Annotated in this window: 11 protein-coding genes; 10 read left to right on the top strand and 1 reads right to left on the bottom strand. The window is 36.2% G+C overall.

The features are described from left to right. Nucleotides 1–93 precede the first annotated feature (93 nt). The gene (locus tag ACQ65V_RS06640; protein WP_412561779.1) at nucleotides 94–954 is read left to right on the top strand and encodes a cyanophycinase; all 861 of its coding nucleotides are present in this window, start codon (nucleotides 94–96) and stop codon (nucleotides 952–954) included. A gap of 36 nt (nucleotides 955–990) precedes the next feature. Here ACQ65V_RS06640 and ACQ65V_RS06635 read toward each other — a convergent pair whose 3' ends face one another. Next, nucleotides 991–1926, bottom strand: a complete 936-nt coding sequence (locus ACQ65V_RS06635) for an isoaspartyl peptidase/L-asparaginase family protein (RefSeq protein WP_430467329.1) — start codon at nucleotides 1924–1926, stop codon at nucleotides 991–993. Nucleotides 1927–2081: 155 nt separating this feature from the next. Between ACQ65V_RS06635 and ACQ65V_RS06630 the strand changes: the two genes are divergently transcribed. From ACQ65V_RS06630 to ACQ65V_RS06590, 9 genes are all read left to right on the top strand, one after another. After that, on the top strand, nucleotides 2082–6068 hold the full coding sequence (locus ACQ65V_RS06630; RefSeq protein WP_430467328.1) for an ATP-binding protein: 3987 nt from the start codon (nucleotides 2082–2084) through the stop codon (nucleotides 6066–6068). Between the two features lie 156 nt (nucleotides 6069–6224). Continuing rightward, the gene (locus ACQ65V_RS06625; protein ID WP_430467327.1) at nucleotides 6225–6422 is read left to right on the top strand and encodes a hypothetical protein; all 198 of its coding nucleotides are present in this window, start codon (nucleotides 6225–6227) and stop codon (nucleotides 6420–6422) included. 27 nt (nucleotides 6423–6449) lie between these two features. Further along, nucleotides 6450–9920 (top strand): hypothetical protein, encoded by a 3471-nt coding sequence (locus tag ACQ65V_RS06620; RefSeq protein ID WP_430467326.1) that lies wholly within the window; start codon nucleotides 6450–6452, stop codon nucleotides 9918–9920. A gap of 148 nt (nucleotides 9921–10068) precedes the next feature. Next, nucleotides 10069–12921 carry a DNA polymerase I gene (polA, locus tag ACQ65V_RS06615; protein ID WP_430467325.1) on the top strand — a complete coding sequence of 951 codons (2853 nt, stop codon included), beginning with the start codon at nucleotides 10069–10071 and terminating at the stop codon, nucleotides 12919–12921. A 116-nt stretch (nucleotides 12922–13037) separates the two neighbouring features. Next, nucleotides 13038–13190, top strand: a complete 153-nt coding sequence (locus ACQ65V_RS06610) for a hypothetical protein (RefSeq protein WP_202913887.1) — start codon at nucleotides 13038–13040, stop codon at nucleotides 13188–13190. Between the two features lie 24 nt (nucleotides 13191–13214). Then, nucleotides 13215–13364, top strand: a complete 150-nt coding sequence (locus tag ACQ65V_RS06605; RefSeq protein ID WP_155088752.1) for a hypothetical protein — start codon at nucleotides 13215–13217, stop codon at nucleotides 13362–13364. Between the two features lie 41 nt (nucleotides 13365–13405). Then, nucleotides 13406–14362: an L-threonylcarbamoyladenylate synthase gene (locus ACQ65V_RS06600; RefSeq protein ID WP_430467324.1), complete on the top strand. Its 957-nt coding sequence runs from the start codon at nucleotides 13406–13408 to the stop codon at nucleotides 14360–14362. A 56-nt stretch (nucleotides 14363–14418) separates the two neighbouring features. Beyond that, a complete protein-coding gene (locus ACQ65V_RS06595) occupies nucleotides 14419–15414 on the top strand; it encodes a transporter (RefSeq protein WP_430467323.1) in 996 nt (331 codons plus the stop codon). Beyond that, complete coding sequence (locus ACQ65V_RS06590) at nucleotides 15411–16496, top strand: DUF3179 domain-containing protein (RefSeq protein WP_430467322.1); 1086 nt, start codon at nucleotides 15411–15413, stop codon at nucleotides 16494–16496. Before ACQ65V_RS06595 ends, ACQ65V_RS06590 begins: the two co-directional genes overlap by 4 nt. Nucleotides 16497–16616 lie beyond the last annotated feature (120 nt).

Genomic DNA, 16616 nt, shown 5'->3' with positions numbered 1-16616 from the left:
TTTTGTTAGTTTTTAAGAGTGAAAGATTATAAATATAAGACATTCCAATAGAAAATTTGACTTATTTTTGCTCAATATTTTTAGATAAAAACTATGCAGAAGAATAAGGGGACATTAATACCTATAGGCGGAAATGAAGATAAAGGTATTGAAGATGACGAAATGTACACTTTAGACTTTATTGATGAAGGAATCTTGTCCCATGTGGTGAGAGAAGCTGGTGGAATTGATGCTAATATTGTCGTTATTCCTACAGCGTCTAGTATTCCTGTTGAAGTTGGTGAAAATTACCTAACAGCCTTTTCTACCCTAGGTTGCAAAAATATAGACGTATTGGATATTAGATCTAAAGAAGATTCTGAAACCGAAAACGCTATTGCTCTCATAAAAAATGCTGACTGTGTTATGTTTTCTGGAGGTGACCAGTCTAAAATAGCTAATAAAATTGGTGGCTCAACTATTCATAAAATTCTATTGGATCGTTACAAAAACGAAAAAGGTTTTGTAATTGCTGGTACAAGTGCTGGTGCAATGGCAATGGCTAAAGAAATGGTAGCTGGAGGAAGTGCTGCGGAGTCTTTTGTTAAAGGTGCTGTTAAAATGTACAAGGGTTTGGGCTTAATTCCAGAACTCATTATAGATACACATTTTATAAGAAGAGGACGATTTGGTCGTATTTCTGAAGCTGTGGCACAATTCCCAAAACTTATTGGATTAGGTTTAGCAGAAGATACAGGTTTGATAATTAAGAATAATCGTTTTGAAGTTATCGGCTCTGGAATGGTGATTGTTTTTGACGGTAGAAAAATAAAACACAACAACCATAGCGTCTTGCAAGAAGGAACTCCAATGTCACTTACAAATATGAAAACCCATATTTTATCCAACGGTGACCGTTTCAATATTAAGAATCAAAAGATTGAAATATTACCGATTGAGGCTCCTTTTATTTAGCTTTAAAATCCTTATTTCCAAGATGTTTTACTTCCACTATTTATAGATTGAAATCTCTTCTTTTCCATCCGAAGATTTACAAGCTCTGTACATTCCCTCTGTATTAAAAGGCATAGCGATATTCCCTTTGGTATCTACCGCAATAAGACCACCATCACCATTAATTTCGAGGATACGTTTATTAATCACTTCTTCTGAAGCCTCTTCCAAACTCATGCCTTTATGTTCCATTAAGCACGAAACATCGTAAGCCACAACTCCTCTAATAAAAAACTCACCACTACCAGTACAACTTACCGCACAGGTTTTGTTATTGGCATAATTACCAACACCAATCATGGGCGAATCACCAACGCGTCCCCATTTTTTGTTGGTCATACCACCAGTTGAAGTTGCAGCAGCAATATTTCCATTTTGGTCACAGGCTACAGCACCAACGGTTCCGAATTTTCCGTCTTTCTTTACGCTATGGTCTAACTGAAACGTATCACTATCTTTAATACCTTGCCACTGCTTGTATCTTACTTCGTCGTAAAAGTATTCCGGTGATTCTATACCATAACCTTGCTCTTCAGCAAATTTCATGGCACCTTCACCCGCCAAAAACACATGGTAACTATTATCCATCACATCTCTTGCCAAGGATACTGGATTTTTAATTCCTGTTACCAATGATACTGCTCCAGCATTCAGGGTTTTACCGTCCATTATGGCAGCGTCCATTTCGTGCGTGCCTTCTGCCGTAAAAACAGAACCTTTGCCTGCATTGAATAATGGTGTATCTTCCAATAACTTTACAGCGACTTCAACAGCATCAGTAGCTGTACCTCCCTTTTCCAAAATTGCAAAACCTGCATCTCTGGCATTTTTTAGAGCATCTTTATATTTTGCCTCTAAGGCTTGAGTCATTAACCCTTTTACCAATGTCCCAGCTCCTCCATGGATGGCTATTGAGAATGTGTTGTCATTCATATAAAATAAATTATTGCCAAAAATAAGCCTTGAAAATTATATCCAAGTAGCTTTTAAAAAAATTCACAAGTGATGTAGCATATTTTGTAATTAATCGTAAGTATTTCCTTATGAATTTTAGAATTTGTATTTTAGTATGAGACTATTAATCTACAATGAACAAGAACACTTACGCTTATTTTAGATTAAGTAACACTAACCTTTCCCTACTCTTATGTTTAGTCAGCTTAATTTCTAGTGCTCAAAACTTAAATTTTTCTCATTTAGGTTTGGACGAAGGTTTACCACAAGAGACCATTCATTGTATAGATAAAGATAAAAACGGCTTTATATGGCTTGGTACTTCAGATGGTGCGGTACGTTATGATGGACATGATTTTTTTGTGCCTCAGCCAGATGCAAATTCAGGTCTTGATATTGCTGGTTATCGTATTGGAACCATACTAGCTAAGGACAACTTTGTGTATGTTGGCACAGGTCAAAATGGCTTAATTCGTTATGATATTTATAATGAGTCCATTGTTCAGGTCGGTGATACCAATACCAACTGTACAAGACTGATTGCATACAATGATTTTATTTTGGCAGCTTTTTATAATAATGGTGTAGCTATCATTGACCAATTTGGTACTTTTCATAGTAACAATTTTGAAAGGAATTTTCCTAAGAAAATCACTGGCATTGCGGTATATAAAGACATTATTTACGTTGGAACAGACGAAGGCATTATTCATGCTGCAACATTCAATACCAATAACGATTCTGGTTATGACCTCTTTTTTGAACCCATTGCCAATCTTAATACCCCAATCAACAATCTTAAAACGTTAAGCAATAATCTTTGGGTAACTACAGATTCTGGAATATTTAAATTTTCTGAAGAAAAAAATGAGTTTGAATCTATTGGAATTATTGAAAGTGGAAACACGGTCCTCCTCAACACCAATACCTTGGCCTATCACAACAATACATTTTATATTGGCACAACCTCTGATGGACTATTGTTAGCAAGCTATACTGATGGTAAACTTGATGTAAAACAACATTATATCGCTGATAAAAAATATGATGCTTCTACTATTAATTCAGATGGTATCAACGAGCTATTCATTTCAGATGGTTTGTTGTTTATAGGAAATATTAATTTGGATATTACAACTGTTGAAGCTCAAGATGTCTTTGCTCAGCCTACAGATAATTTCAATCTAGATAACCCTTCTGTTTTTGCAGTTTATGATACTGAGGATTATTTGTTTACAGGTTCTTCAAGTGGATTGGTTATTTCTAGTAATTCAGAACCTTCAAAATTCAATGTTCTAACAAATCATAATCGTGTTAGAGGCATTACAAAAGATGATAACAATAATATTTGGTTTGTGACTAATAAAGGGGTTTTTGTGATACAACTTACTGATTTTGATATTGAAAATCCAACAATTCTAAAAGCACCAATTAATCCCAATAATCCATCACAACTACCAGCCGAAAATATGCGGAGCATTTATAAAGATAACTCTGGCAGCATTTGGATTACGACTTTTAATGCTGGATTTTCAAAGTTTGTTGGTAATGTTTCCGAAGGTGATTTTAGATTTAAAAATTACAGCTCAGAAGATTTGGCTTCGGTTTTTACATTATCTATGGTTAAAGATGCTCAGAACAACTATTGGATGAGTACCCAAAAAGGCTTGAGTAAACTCAATTTTGAAAATGATGAATTAGTTGCAGTCAAAAATTATGATGAAACTTTGGGATTAGCGACAAGAGGTGTATTGAGTTCGTTTGTAGATTCTGAAAATACACTATGGGTAGCAAGTCGCAAAGGACTAAATAAATATAATGCTGAAACGGACAGTTTTAAGTCCTATGGAAAACGTGATGGCCTAAGCAACACTTTTGTTTACAATATTAACGAAGACAACTTAGGCAACTTGTGGCTATCAACAAATGGTGGCTTATTTAAATTCAATAAATCAACTGAAGAATTTACCAATTACAATCCAAAAGATGGTGTACAGAGTACCGAGTTTAATTTGGGCGCAACATTTAAAAACGACACTAACGGTCATTTATATTTTGGCGGCATCAATGGCTTAAATATTTTTGATCCAAAGCGCATCGATGAGCTTGATAAAGAAGGGCGTCTAAAATTTACCAGTCTTAAAATTAAGGATGACTATGTGCTGCCTAAAAACTCCGAAGTGCTTTCAACATCCATAAGCAACACTAGAGAAATCCATCTCAATTATGACGATTTTCCTGTTAATCTCGATTTTTCAGCACTGGATTACCGCCCAAATAGTAATATAAAATACGTCTATAAATTGCTGCCAGATGATACAGATTGGAATACACTAGATAGTAAAAACAATATTCAACTTCTCAACTTATCCTCTAAATCGTACACGCTTCAAATACAGGGAAAGTCTCGTAATGATTTATGGCAAAAACCACCTTTGGAATTAAAAATAAACGTCACTCCACCTTGGTATAAAAGTAATCTAGCCTATCTATCATATCTACTTTTATTTCTAGGGATCGTTTATGCCTTTTACAGAATGAGTCTTCAACGGCAAATCGCTGGACAAGAATCGAAGCGATTACAGGACTTGGATGATTTAAAATCCCGCTTCATTACCAACATAACGCATGAGTTCAGAACACCATTAACCATAATTCTGGGTTATTTGGGTAATTTAAAAGAACGTTTTTCTTCAAAAGATGAAGTTGGCACTTCTTTAGATACCATAGAGCAAAACAGTAATAATTTACTCGACTTGGTCAATCAAATGCTGGATTTGGCAAAGCTTGAGAAAGGACAACTCAACATTCATCTCATTCAAAATGATATAGCTGCTTTTTCATCTCATATAGTAGATAGCTTTAAAAGCATTGCTACTGATAAAGGTGTGAACTTAAAATTCTCAGCCAAACCCGATGAAATCATTATGGATTTTGATGCAGAAAAAATCCGTCAGATTTTGACTAATCTCATTTCAAATGCTATAAAATTTTCGCCTCAGGATTCTGATTTAAATATAAAGCTTCAAAGAATGAATTCTCCAGTGCTTCAAATTGAAGTAGCTGATCAAGGTTATGGTATCTCTAAAGAAGAGTTGCCTTTCATTTTCGATCGTTTTTATCAGGTTGAAAATGCAGAGCATAAGGTTTCTCAAGGCACTGGAATTGGTTTAGCCTTGACTAAAGAATTGGTAGAGTTATTTAATGGAACCATAAATGTCACTTCCGAAATCAATAAAGGAACAAGCTTTACAATTGAATTACCGATAACAAATACAGCAGCCTCAAAAAATATTGAACAAAAAGAGCATCAGATAACCATTGGTACAGTTGTGCCTCAAACAGATGATATTATTGTTGACGATGACGCCAATAGTGTATTGATTGTTGAAGATAATGTTGATATGGCGCGTTACATAGCTTCATGTCTTAAACCAGAATACAAGGTCATCTTTGCCAAAGATGGCAAGGAAGGGTTGGAACTGGCAACTTCTCAAATTCCAGATATCGTTGTTACGGACGTAATGATGCCAATTATGGATGGGTTTGAGTTGACCCAAAAACTGCAATCTGATAACAACACCAATCATATTCCTATTATTATGTTAACCTCTAAGGCGATGCAAGAAGATAGATTGGAAGGTATTACAAGTGGTGCAGATGCTTATTTAACAAAGCCGTTTCAAAAAAAAGAATTGCAATTACGTATGCAAAAGCTTATAGCTAAACGTAAACAATTGCAAGAGCGTTATGCTGTTAACACAATTGTTGAGCAAAAAGTAGAACGCGCTAAACCAAAAGACAAAAACCTTATCTTTTTAAATTCAGTAGTTGATGCTATTCACAAACACTTAGACGATTCTAATTTTGGAGCTACAGAACTTGCTAATTTTTTAGCGATGAGCGACTCACAACTCTACAGAAAGCTAAAAGCAATTTCAAATACCAGTACGGCCATTTTTATAAGAAAAGTACGTTTGGAAAAAGGTAAGAAATTACTTAAAACATCACATTTATCCATTTCTGAAATCGCATATAATGTTGGTTTTAACGATCCAAACTACTTTAGTAAGACCTTTAAAGAGGAATTTGGACAAAGCCCTTCTGGTTTTCGTAACTAAATGAAAATCAGTATTTTTTTCAATATCAGACATAATAGTCCTTGTCATTTTTCTTCATTTTGACAAAATACTCCTTGTTTTTGAAAAAATAATCAAGACCCTTTTTAGGGAGAAATTATAGGTTTGTTAAGCTATTAATCATAACCATTATTTCAGATGAAAACGTCAACACTTCTCGTCTCCCTTTTAATTATTAATTCAAGTTTTTTGGCAGGACATATTTCCATTCAATTGATGGGAAACCTTAATCCTTTTATACTGGGTGGAAGCGAACTTTTTCTTGGCTTAACTTATTACATCCATACGATTTTCAGAGATGTTAAAAACGCATTTGATGTAGACGTAAAACTATAATCTTACACCGATTTAATCCCTATTATCATGAAGACAATAAAACTAATATACCTGTTATTACTGATATCATTTTTCGGATATTCACAAGTCGGTGTGGGTAATACAGACCCAAAAGCAAGTTTAGATGTAACTGCATCTAACACTGCTACACCTGCAAACACTGATGGTATTCTTATACCAAGAATAGACACTTTCCCAACGACAAATCCAACAGCAGACCAAGATGGTATGATGGTATTTGTAACCGGTAACGGCACACCAGCTAAAGGCTTTTATTATTGGGATAATGGAAATGGTACTTGGGTAAATGTTTTAGGAGTAAGGAAAATCAATGATTTAGAAGATGCAAAAAGTGATAACGATGGTAGTGACGATGGCTCATCAATTTATATAGGCGAAGATGCTGGCTCCAATGACGATCAGTCCAATAATAATAACGTAGGGTTAGGAAAAGCCGTAATGTATAGTAATACCTCTGGTAATTACAATGTAGGCATTGGCTTTCAATCTTTGCTTTTTAATACTACTGGTGTTAATAATACAGCCGTTGGCACGCAATCACTATTAGATAATAATGGTGATTTTAATACTGCAGTTGGCACATATGCTATCAATAGCAATATTGGTGGAGATAGCAATACTGCAGTTGGTTGGTCAGCATTGAGTTCCATAGTGGATGGTAATGGTAATACAGCAATTGGCAACAATGCAGGTTTTGGAGTTAACGGAAATAGCAGTAATAACATTTTTATTGGTAATCATTCAGGATATAAAATGCCTGTAGGGAATAGATCAGGCTCAATATTCATTGGTTATTTTGCAGGAAGTGATGAAACTAATAATAATCGGCTGTATATAGAGAACTCCAATGCAGATGAAAACAATGCACTCATCTATGGTGAATTTGACAGTAATTTACTTAGAACTAATGGGGAGTTTCAAATTGGTAATCCTTCTACTACTGGTTATGCCTTACCAACTACTGACGGCGCCAACGGTCAGATTTTAGGAACTGATGGTGCAGGTCAAATTAATTTCATCAATCCTTCCTCAATATTTACAGACAATACAAATACATTAGACCAAGCTTACGACCAAAGTGTCCCTTCGCCAAACCAAGGAGCAACAATTGTTGCAGACAATGGCCCTGTTTCTATAACAGGAGGTGATGGTTTCAATGTACGGGGAGATTTCGGTGCTTCGGGCTCAGTAGTTTTAGCACCTCCTAATGATAAATCATTAATGTTTTTCAATCCATTTAACGCAGTGTTTAGAGCTGGTTTTAATGAAGGTACAGATTGGATTTATTCAAATCAAGGTAATTATTCCACCGCATTAGGTTATTCACCTCTGGCTACAGGCGAGCGTACATTTGCTACAGGAAGCTTAACTCAAGCCACAGGAGACCGTTCAACCGCAATGGGCAATGGCACAATTGCAGCGTCATTTGCTGAAACTACATTAGGCAATTTCAATACCAACTATACACCAGATAACACATCAGCTTTTGATTCTGATGACAGATTGTTTGTGGTTGGCAACGGCACATCAGATGCAGCAAGACACAATGCCTTAACGATTTATAAAAATGGTTTATTAAATATAAATGAAGCTTATAATTTACCAGCGACAGATGGCACCAATGGCCAAGTCTTAGCAACAGATGGAGCAGGACAAACCAATTTTGTAGATGCCAGTACTGTATTTATTGATAATGACACCCAAAATACCCTTGATCAAGCCTATAACGAAGGTGGGGCTGGTGCTGGAAAAGAGATTATTGCAAATAATGGTGCTGTAACAATTAATGGTACAGATGGTTTTTTTGTGACTGGGACTTATGGTTTCGGCAATACCATTGACGACGAAATTACGGGCACTGGTACACGTATGTTTTTTAATCCAAGAAAAGCAGCTTTTAGAGCTGGTTATGTTAGTGGCAATCAGTGGAATAATGCTAATGTGGGTGATAATTCTGCTGCTTTTGGTTACAATACCCAAGCTGAGGCATCTTATTCAACTGCATTTGGCGTTTACTCAACAGCTTCTGGCGCAGGTTCTACAGCTTTCGGCAATGAAACTTTGGCTAGTGGTAGTTACTCAACAGCTTTTGGGTATGATACTCAAGCTGTGGCAGCTTATTCAACTGCATTTGGCGTTAACTCAACAGCCTCTGGCTCAGGTTCTACAGCTTTCGGCGATGGAACTTTCGCTAGTGGTAGTTACTCAACAGCTTTTGGGCACAATACCAACGCATCGGGAGGCTATTCAACAACATTTGGTGAGTACACTAATGCATCAGGAGCCACTTCCACAGCATTTGGATATAATACAACGGCCTCTGGAGAAAATTCGAGTGTACTTGGTATACACACAATTTCACCTTCATATGGCGAGACTGTGATTGGACTCTATAACACTAACTATTCTGTTTCGTCGGCTACTAATTTTAATCCTAATGATAGAGTATTTTCTATCGGTAATGGTTCAAGTGTTGCTGCCCGAAGTAACGCGCTTACCATTTATAAAAACGGTACTATGAATATTAACGATGCTTATAATATGCCGTTAACAGATGGTACAAATGGCCAGGTGATGACCACTGATGGAGCCGGTAATGTCACGTTTCAAAATGCCACTGTTAATACAGACAACCAACAAATAGACAATTTGGCATTAACAGGTACCTCATTAAGTATTTCGTTACAAAATGATGGAGTTGCGCCAGTCATGGTAGATTTAACTTCTATAAATACAGACAACCAACAAATCGATAACTTAGCGCTATCTGGCACTAGCCTTGGTATTTCCTTACAAAATGATGGAGTTGCACCTGCGACAGTAGATTTATCGTCTATTAATACTGACAATCAACAAATAGACAATCTTGGTTTGGTAGGCACCATTTTAGGTATTTCACTTGAAGACGATGGTATAGCACCAGTAACGGTAGATTTATCTTCAATAGACACCGATAACCAAGAAGTAGACACCTTTTCTTTTAATAGCTCAAACAATATTCTAACTCTTGAAGTTGAAGATGATGGCCAAGCCGCTCACACAGTCGATTTGTCTAGTCTTAATCCAACAAAATCCTTAGCCAGAATTGTAATGGCAGCCGACCAAAATTTTACTATTTCTGGTTGGCAAAAAATAAATTTCAACAGTGTAGATTTTGATACCAATGGAGACTTTAATGTTACCACAGATACTTTTGTTGCCCCAGCAGACGGTTATTACCGAATTAATGCCTCCTGGCGAAGTGATGGCAATTCCACATCAACTGGTTTTTTCGGTATAGGTATATACAGAAACGGATTGGTGGTACGTGGTAATTCCTATAACCACACTGGAAATGGCCAGATAATAAGATACATCAATAATTTGATTCAGCTTGACGCTGGTGACACTATAGAAATTTATATTAATGTGCTTGCACCTTTAACTATTTCACTCAACGATGTTGCTGCATCTTTTGAAATAGAACAAGTACAATAAAATATTACAGCATAATTGATTGTCTTCAATTATTGTTTGAGCAAAGAAAGCCGAAGTAGGGATCGGCTTTCTTTTTCATTTTTAGCTTCTCAATCTTTCATTTCAAGGTTTAAGTTTTGTAGTTTTATAGACTTCAAAATTTTATTTCATGTCAGACCAAAAACGTCTCTTTCTTGTTGATGCCTACGCCCTTATTTTCCGTGGGTATTACGCCTTTATAAAAAATCCTAGAATCAACTCTAAAGGCGAAGACACCTCAGCCATTATGGGTTTTATGAACTCACTTTTAGATGTGATTAAACGTGAACGACCAGACCATTTAGCTGTTTGTTTTGATAAAGGTGGAAGCGTAGATCGTGTAGAGATGTTTGAAGCCTACAAAGCCAATAGAGACGAAACACCCGAAGGCATTAGAACAGCAATACCTCATATTTGTAATATTCTCGAAGCCATGCACATTCCTATTATGGTCAAGGAAGGTTACGAAGCAGATGATGTTATTGGTACACTATCTAGACAAGCTGAAAAAGAAGGCTACAAAACTTTTATGGTAACACCAGATAAGGATTTTGCGCAGTTAGTCACTGACAACATCTTTATGTACAGACCTGTTTTTGGTGGTGGTTATGAAACTTGGGGAATTCCTGAGGTTCAGAAAAAATTTGAAGTTGAAACTCCAATGCAAGTGGTTGACTTTTTAGGTATGATGGGAGATTCGAGTGATAATATTCCAGGGTTGCCAGGTGTTGGTGAGAAAACCGCCAAAAAATTCATTAAGCAATTTGGTAGTATGGAAGGCTTGTTAGCCAATACTGACCAACTCAAGGGTAAGATGAAAGAAAAGATAGAGGCTAATAGGGAACTAGGATTACTTTCAAAGGAACTTGCGCGCATTATGCTCGATGTACCGGTTGAATTTAATGCCAAGGACTTTGAGTTAGACCATCCGGATGTTGAAAAAGTAAAACAGATTTTTCAGGATTTAGAATTTAGACGTTTAACGGATAATTTCTTGAAAACCTTTGCTCCTCAAGACGTTTCAGATTCTAGTCCGAGTACGTCTTCCACAACAGAAAAATCTAAGCCAACCTCTACCCCAAAGGAAAAAAAATCAGCTGGTGCTGGTCAGTTTTCGTTGTTCGGAGGATCTGATTCAGATACTACTGAAACTAGTTCAGAATACACCCGAAACACCTTTGAAACGACTTCGCATTTTTACCAAAGTGTGGCTTCTGGGATGGCCACAAAATTATTTGTAAAGAACTTAATGAACCAAACTTCGGTATGTTTTGATACCGAAACTACAAGCTTAAATCCACTACAAGCAGAGTTAGTTGGTATTGCCTTTTCTTGGGAAGCTGGCAAGGGGTTTTATGTGCCTTTTCCTGAAGACAAAAATGAAGCCCAAGAATTAATTCAAGTGCTTAGACCTTTTTTTGAAAATGAAAACATTGAAAAAATTGGTCAAAATTTAAAATATGATATTAAGGTTTTGGCCAAATACAATGTTGAGGTTAAAGGCAAGCTTTTCGATACCATGTTAGCGCATTACCTCATCAATCCAGATATGCGACATAACATGGATGTGTTGGCTGAGACGTACCTTAACTACACACCTATTTCCATCACAGAACTCATCGGTAAAAAAGGAAAGAACCAACTCTCCATGCGAGAAGTACCTTTGGAAAAACAAACCGAATACGCTGTGGAAGATGCTGACGTCACCTTGCAACTAAAAGAGCATTTTGAAAAGGAATTGGGCGAAGCCAATACCCAAAAATTATTCGACGAGATTGAGGTTCCGCTTCTACGAGTACTTGCCGATATGGAGTTGGAAGGCATTAATTTAGACAAGGACTTTTTAAGCTCACTGTCAGAGCAACTCAATAATGATATTGCAAATCTAGAAAAAAGTATATATGAAGCTGCAGGTGAGGAATTCAACATTGCATCACCAAAACAGTTAGGTGTTATTTTATTTGAAAAAATGAAATTGGTCGATAAACCAAAAAAGACAAAAACAGGACAATATTCCACCGCAGAAGATGTGTTGAGTTATTTGGCTAAAGACCACGACATCATTCAGCAAATATTAGATTACAGAGGACTTAGTAAATTAAAAAGTACCTACGTTGATGCTTTACCATTGCAAGTTGAAGAAAGCACAGGGCGCGTCCACACCGATTATATGCAAACCGTTGCTGCTACTGGTCGTTTGAGCAGTAACAATCCAAACCTTCAGAATATTCCGATCCGTACAGAACGTGGTCGACAAGTTCGTAAGGCTTTTGTACCAAGAAATGAGGAATATACATTGTTAGCTGCTGATTATTCGCAGATAGAATTGAGAATTATTGCCGCTTTAAGTGAAGAGGAAACTATGATTGAAGCGTTTAAAAACGGAGAGGACATTCATGCCTCGACGGCTTCAAAAGTATTTAACGTACCGATTAATGAGGTCACTCGTGAACAACGTAGCAATGCAAAAACTGTCAATTTCGGAATCATCTATGGTGTCTCCGCTTTTGGGTTGAGCAACCAAACCGATTTGTCTCGAAGTGAATCTAAAGAACTTATTGAAACCTATTACGCCACCTATCCAAAACTAAAAGCCTATATGGGCAAACAAGTAGATTTTGCAAGAGATAATGGTTACGTACAAACGGTTTTGGGTCGTCGTAGGTATTTAAAAGATATTAATTCGCGTAATGCCGTGGTACGAGGAGCTGCAGAACGCAACGCGGTAAATGCACCGATTCAAGGTAGTGCTGCAGATATCATTAAAATAGCGATGATCAATATTCATCAAAAGCTTCAAGAAGGTGCGTATAAATCAAAAATGCTTTTGCAGGTTCATGATGAATTGGTTTTTGATATCTACAAACCAGAGTTAGAAGACATGAAAATTCTCATTAAAACCGAAATGGAAAATGCCTATAAGCTAAAAGTTCCTTTGGATGTAGATTTAGATATTGGAGATAATTGGTTGGAGGCGCATTAAAACTTCACTTTTTTTTTAGTATGGTTGATTTTAAATAAGTCAACCATTTTTCTTTTTAAGCAAAAACGAATCTCGACTATTCTCTAATTTGGGTTAAAATCTAAAAACAGCGAATTATGGGAACTAATGACAAGAAAAACGATAAAGAAGAAAAAAACGAAACAAGCATAGCAGAGACAGCTATAAATAAAAAAGAAGTTGATGGAAAAGACATTAACCATCAGCAGAAAGAGCGCAGAGAAATTCACCAACCGAGGGACAACGCCTAATTAGGAATTCATAAAAATTAAATAATGATTATCACCAAAGTATTAGGGCTTACCAGCGCACTTACAAAGAGCAAAAAAGCTAAAATCGCAATTCTCGCTATTGAGATTGGTATTTTAGCCTATGCACTACACCAACAAAAGAAAGAGAACGAAAATAAGCGGCTTAATTCTTAAAATTATTGGTTTTTGAACTAATATTGCAGTCTAATTGGATTATGAGTATTATTTCAAAAGACATATCACAAGCTGTAACCTTATTAAATGCTGAGGAGATTGTTGCCATACCAACCGAAACGGTTTATGGTTTGGCTGGTAATATTTATTCAGAAAAAGCGATCAAGTCGATTTTTGAAACTAAGCAGCGTCCCTTTTTTAATCCACTTATTGTTCATATTTCCTCTGTAGATTATTTATCTCAGATTGTTGAACACATTCCCGAAAAAGCAAAATTATTGGCAGAAGCTTTTTGGCCAGGACCAATTACTCTCGTTTTAAAAAAGAAAAATACGATTCCAGATGTAATTACAGCGGGTAAAGACACTGTTGCTGTGCGTGTGCCGAATCACACAACTACTCTAGAACTTTTACGTCAGTTAGATTTTCCTTTGGCAGCACCAAGTGCTAATCCATTTAGTAGTATTAGCCCAACAACTGCAGCTCATGTTGAAACCTATTTTAAAGATAATATTAAAATGGTGTTGGATGGAGGTGCTTGTAAAAGCGGTATAGAATCTACCATCATAGGCTTTGAAAATGACCAACCCATTATTTATCGTTTAGGCTCTACAGCCATTGAAGATATTGAAGCTGTTGTGGGTGAAATTGAGATTAAAAACAATAAAGAAATCGCACCAGATGCTCCAGGTATGTTAGAGCGCCATTATGCTCCAAAAACCAAGTCTATACTTACGGACAATATTTTGGGTATGGTCGATCAGTATAAAGGTAAGCGCATAGGCGTTATTACCTTTCAATCTGAAATTGACGACTCTAATATAGACGTTCAAATTGCACTTTCAAAAATAGGTGACTTATCTGAAGCGGCTTCAAATCTGTACGATGTTTTGCATCAATTAGACAAAATGCACCTCGATGTTATTATTGCTGAAAAATTTCCTGAATATGGTTTGGGTAAATCAATAAACGATCGTTTATCTAGAGCCACAAAGTAATTCTTTTCATTCCGTTGTAAGTACTGTTAAAATTTACGTCTAAAACTTAAGACTTCTTGAATAAAAAAGCAATGATGTTCAGATTTCTTTCTGTGTTTATAGGTTTGGGATTTTCCCAACTAATTTCAGGCCAAACCTGTTGTTCTGGTGGTATTCCACTGTCCAACAACATTGGTCTAGAATTTAACGAAGCCAATACACTGCTCTTAAATATGAGTTACGATTTCAATAACCTCAATACCCTAAAGAACTATACAGAAACTTTAGATGACAATTCAAGATTAAGAACCACACATTCCATTTTAATAAATACTGGCTATGCTTTTTCAAATAAATGGTCAATTGAAGGCTTGTTTACCTGGGTAAACCAAAGGCGCATTATTTCTCAATTTGAGTCAGAAAACTTAGACCAAACCTATGGTATAGGTGATGCCATCGTTTTAATTCGTTATTCCCTTCTAAAGAACACTCCCAAAAACTGGAATCTAAATATTGGTGCTGGTGTAAAAATCCCTTTAGGTTCTTCAACTGAAACAAATGACCAAGGCATAACTCTAAATGCAGATTTACAGCCAGGCAGCAATGCTTGGGACTTGGTCTATTTAATAGGAACTTCAAAAACTTTTGATTTTAGACCGACTATGACTTTTTCTTCACGCGTGGTTTATCGCCAAACAGGAGAAAATGATTCTTATTTTGGTAACTCTTCATATAAATTTGGTAATGAAATTCAAGCATTTTTAAGTGTCTCAGATCAGTTTCTAATAAAAAACACATTGGTAAATCCAAGCCTGAGTTTTAAATATAGAAACGCAGAAAAGGACGAGACGCAAGGATTCGATATCCCAAATACAGGAGGGGATTGGGTTTTTATAATTCCAAGTTTTTCAGTGAAATTGTCTCAAAACATTTCTTTTAATGCAGCTGCTGAACTACCTTTATATTCTAGCCCAGAAGGAATTCAACTAACACCAACCTATAGATTAACAACCGGACTTTTGTTTAAGCTATTTAGTAAACCAGAAGCCTTAACATTAAATCAAGAATTATGAAAATATTCAACTATTTATTCGCCATATTATTTTGTTTAGCCCTAGTTGGTTGTAGTTCTAGCAATGCAACAGGCTCTGACGATGGCAATATGGGTACTGACGATGACGGATCTACTCCATCCAACACATGGTTGATCCCATCTGATCAAGTAAGAGATGGTGGCCCTGGAAAGGATGGTATCCCATCGATTGACAACCCAATGTTTACAAATGCTGCTTCGGTTCATTTTCTTTCTGATGATGAATTAATTGTGGGAATAAAACAAGGCGATGTGGTAAAAGCCTATCCACATTATGTAATAGATTGGCATGAAATTGTTAATGATGATGTCAACGGAACCAATATGACTGTTTCTTACTGTCCATTAACAGGTACAGCCTTTGCTTGGGAAAGTTTGGCCGATAGCTCTTTCACAACTTTTGGTGTTTCTGGTTTGTTATATAACAGTAATTTAATTTTGTACGACAGACAAACAGATAGTAATTGGTCTCAAATCTTACAACAATGTGTCAATGGCGAGTTAATTGGAGATACACCTGAAAAAATTATGGTCGTTGAAACCAATTGGGGAACTTGGAAAGATGCCTACCCAAACTCTTTGGTCTTAAATTCCAACACTGGCTTTAGCAAGCCTTACGGCACGTATCCTTATGGGCCTTATAAGACCAGTCACGACTTTTTTCTATTCGTGCCAGAAATTTTAAATCCTGCGCTTCCCAACAAACAACGTGTTTTTGCTTTGATGGCAAATAACCAATCTAGAGTTTATAAATTTTCAGACTTCAATAACGGCAATGTTCTTAGAGAGAATTTTTTTAATAAGAATTTTTTAATTGTTGGTGATGAAAACCTCATTGTAGCCTTTGAGCTAAATGCTTCTAACAGTAACCTAACTTTTACTTATGATTTTCAAAACTCTGAAGCTTTCTTTAAGGATAATGAAGGTAGTAAATGGAATATGTTTGGTGAAGCTATTGAAGGTCCAAGAGAGGGTCAGAAACTAACACCTGCCAACTCTGTAACAAGCATGTGGTTTGCTATTGCAGCGTTTTTTCCAAACCCAACAATCTATCAAGAGTAAAGTTAAAATGTCATTTCTAAATTCTATTGTATAGAAGCTAAAGACTTTATGGTTTTTTATAAAATACATTTCGGTCAATTTCAGCTCTAAAAAAACATAGGCTAAGGTTTGTCAATCCAA

The organism is Winogradskyella ouciana, from assembly GCF_965284585.1.
Lineage (GTDB): Bacteria > Bacteroidota > Bacteroidia > Flavobacteriales > Flavobacteriaceae > Winogradskyella > Winogradskyella ouciana.
This window is presented reverse-complemented; position numbering and strand designations above follow the sequence as displayed.